The organism is Psychrobacillus sp. (assembly GCF_056205495.1).
This window is the reverse complement of the sequence record NZ_JBAEAP010000200.1, coordinates 1-2,683: the sequence shown is the minus strand read 5'-3', so window position 1 is coordinate 2,683 and position 2,683 is coordinate 1. Positions and strand designations below refer to the sequence as shown.

Genomic DNA, 2,683 nt, shown 5'->3' with positions numbered 1-2,683 from the left:
AGAAGACACGGTGAAGCTTTTCCCTCGCGATTGCCAACCAATCGTTGACAACATTCAAGAAATTTTAAAAGAAAAAACAGGGAAAAATGTGGAAGTTATGGTATATGGAGATGGAGCATTTAAAGATCCTGTAGGACATATTTGGGAGCTAGCTGACCCCGTCGTTTCACCAGCCTACACATCTGGATTAGCTGGAACTCCAAATGAAGTAAAATTAAAATATCTTGCAGATAATAACTTCGCTCACTTAAGAGGAGAAGAATTAAAGCAAGCAATTACTGAGCATATTAATAACAAAGAAGACAATCTAGTTGGAGCAATGGAAGCTCAAGGTACAACTCCACGTAGATTAACTGATCTTATTGGTTCTCTGTCAGATCTTACTTCCGGTAGTGGAGACAAAGGTACACCAATGATTTATATTCAAGGATACTTTGATAACTACACAAAATAATAAAAAAGTCATAAATATGGCTGTGATAAACCTCTTCTCAAAATAAAGAAGCCTTAAAAATTTTCAAGGCTTCTTTCAATGATATCGAGTGTTTCGGTTACAGCCATTTTGGAAAAAACTGCACTTAGCCAATGTCTCTTTTAGCTAAGTGCAGTTTTCGATTTCTTTAAGTCTATTTAAAACTCTTCATTAAAGACGTCTTTTGGAATCTCTGGCTTAGAAGCTTCTATCATTAAAATAACAGCAGTAATGATATGCATAATCATTCCTACACCAGGTATAATACCAACACAAGAGGTTACTATTCCTAGTATACTCCCTGTCGTAGTTCCTCCGCCTTCTTTTTTTGTAATCACTAGAGTAACTATATGCAGTGCCAGCATAATTAGCAAAGGAATCCAGGCCAAACTAAGAATTATGATTCCTCCAAGAACTGGTATACCTAATAAAGCCTCTAAACCTCCCGTAACCCATTTCAGTATTTTTGAATTTGACATATTCTCTACATCCTCTATTTTCATTTTTTATAATTATTAAGAATATAACATAACCAGAAAGGTATGTCTTAACTTTCTTATGATTTATTACCCATTCAATCCAATACAGTTATTTATTTTTTAATATATTTAGTCAAAATAATACTTCATTAGAAAGAAAAATATCCTCTCTATTACTTCACAGCCTGTGTCATTGTTCACAATAAAGACCACTCCATACTATTATATTGCCCAACTCTAACACACTTATTAATGCGTAAATATTACCCTATAAAAATTTTTAAAATTTACCAAATTATCAAAATAAACAGTATTAAGTGATAGTTTATTACTATATAATTCTATTAAGGGGGGAATTATATGTTAAAACAGTCCATTATAGAAAACGTATTGGAAGCAGCACTTTCTACCGGAGGAGATTTTTCAGAGATTTTTGTAGAAGATAAATACGTCAATCAATTAGTACTACAAAGCAACAAAATAGAAAAAAGTAATTCGGGTAGAGATTTTGGTATTGGTATTCGTATATTTTTAGGGTTACAGAGTATTTATACGTATACTACTGATTTTTCAGAAGAAGGTTTAATACAAGCAGCCAAGCGAGCAGCCCATGCTATCCAAGGTGGTTCTGCTGGAATCATTCATCCACTTCAAAAAGAAATTATTCAGCCACTACATACTATTGCTTTAAAGCCTCGTAGTGTAGAAAATCTTAGAAAAGTATCCGTAATGAGACAGGCAAATGATATTGCAAGAGGCTATGATCCTCGTATTAAACAAGTAGGAATACGCTATATAGACGAGGAACAGAATGTTTTAATCGCAAATTCAGAAGGAAAGTTTGTAGAAGATACTCGTGTATATAGTAGACTATCTATTCAAGCCACTGCTTCTGATGGTATTGAAATGCAGACTGGTTTTTATGGGCCAGGTGCTCATGCTGGGTTCGAATTTATAGAAAATCTTAACTTAGAGCATTATGCCGGAGAGGCTGCTCGTATCGCAGTCAATATGCTTGGTGCAGAGGAATGTCCTAGCGGAAAGTTCCCAGTTATTATTGACAACGAATTTGGGGGAGTTATTTTTCATGAGGCATGCGGTCATGGCCTAGAGGCTACATCGGTTGCCAAAAACAATTCTGTTTTTGCTAATCGAATAGGGGAAAAAGTTGCTCCTGACATTGTATCCTATATTGACGATGGGACATTACCTAACGAATGGGGTTCATTAAATATTGACGATGAAGGTGAAAAAACTCAAAAGAACGTATTAATTGAAAATGGTATTTTAAAGGGCTATCTGATTGATAAATTTAATGCTAGAAGAATGAATGCAAAGCCAACAGGTTCTTCACGTCGAGAATCATATAGATACAACCCTACGTCACGAATGACTAACACATTTATCGCACCTGGGTCTTCTACTCCGGAAGAAATAATAGCTTCTACAGAATACGGAATCTATGCTAAATATATGGGTGGAGGGCAAGTTAACCCTGCCACTGGAGACTACAACTTCGCAATTATGGAAGGTTATATAGTTAAGAATGGAGAAATAGCTCAACCAATCCGTGGTGCTACGCTAATTGGAAATGGGGCAAAGACGTTACAACTAGTAGATCGTGTCGGAAATAATCTTGCTCATGGTGCTGGAATGTGCGGTTCCATTAGTGGAAGCCTTCCAGTTAACGTAGGACAGCCCATCATTCGTGTAAGTGAAATCACTGTTGGTG

Annotated in this window: 3 protein-coding genes; 2 read left to right on the top strand and 1 reads right to left on the bottom strand. The window is 35.9% G+C overall.

What is annotated here, in order from left to right; all coding sequences use genetic code 11:
- On the top strand, positions 1 to 454 hold a 454-nt coding region (locus AC06OU_RS05915), incomplete at its 5' end, for a coenzyme F420-0:L-glutamate ligase (RefSeq protein WP_475854598.1).
- A gap of 176 nt (positions 455 to 630) precedes the next feature.
- Here the strand turns inward: AC06OU_RS05915 and AC06OU_RS05910 are convergent.
- Positions 631 to 951: a hypothetical protein gene (locus AC06OU_RS05910; RefSeq protein WP_475854597.1), complete on the bottom strand. Its 321-nt coding sequence runs from the start codon at positions 949 to 951 to the stop codon at positions 631 to 633.
- A gap of 360 nt (positions 952 to 1,311) precedes the next feature.
- On the opposite strand from AC06OU_RS05910, the gene AC06OU_RS05905 reads away from it, so the two are divergent.
- Positions 1,312 to 2,683, top strand: a 1,372-nt coding sequence (locus AC06OU_RS05905) for a TldD/PmbA family protein (RefSeq protein WP_475854595.1), incomplete at its 3' end; no start/stop codon positions are given.